This is a genomic window from Bartonella sp. CB10SXKL, assembly GCF_042195515.1.
Lineage (GTDB): Bacteria > Pseudomonadota > Alphaproteobacteria > Rhizobiales > Rhizobiaceae > Bartonella.
The window spans coordinates 1-542 of record NZ_JBHION010000135.1 but is presented as its reverse complement, the minus strand read 5'-3'; the positions used below and the strand labels follow the sequence as shown (position 1 = coordinate 542).

Genomic DNA, 542 nt, shown 5'->3' with positions numbered 1-542 from the left:
CTTAAACAGCGTGATGAAGCAGTAAAAGCGCCGCCTCATAAGAATAAGAAGAGTAAGAAGAAGGGTAAGTGAGGAGATAGAGATGGGCTTAATTGCGCTTATTATATCTTGTTATGCAGCTTATACTGCTTTTAAAACCACAAAAAGGCTTAGACAAGAGATAAATGAAAAAGACGAAATAATACACGAGCAAGCAAAGCTCATTGAAAAATTATCTTTTCCTAACGTTTCTTATTGTGTGAATTGCAGTAAAATTGTGTGCAGAGAAGTCGTTTAAGCACCATTCTAAGAAAAAACCATCATTAAATGTAAGTGATTTAGATGCTTCATACAATCCTTTGTTTTGATCTAGGTACCAAAACGGGGTGGGCGATACGTGGTGCAAGTGGTGACATGTTCAGTGGTACCGTGAATTTTCAATCACGCCGTTTTGAAGGCGGTGGAATGCGTTACTTGCGCTTTAAGCAATGGCTATCAGAAATAAAGCAGACAGCAGGTCAAATTGACGTGGTGTATTTTGAAGAGGTGAGGCGTCATAAAGG

1 protein-coding gene and 1 pseudogene are annotated in these 542 nt (G+C 38.9%); both read left to right on the top strand.

The genetic code is table 11. The features are described from left to right. The first annotated feature begins 82 nt into the window (after nt 1-82). Nucleotides 83-277: a hypothetical protein gene (locus ACFIK3_RS09865; RefSeq protein WP_375637963.1), complete on the top strand. Its 195-nt coding sequence runs from the start codon at nt 83-85 to the stop codon at nt 275-277. Between the two features lie 44 nt (nt 278-321). Beyond that, nucleotides 322-542 (top strand): annotated as a pseudogene (locus ACFIK3_RS09860) (hypothetical protein); the annotation flags it as partial.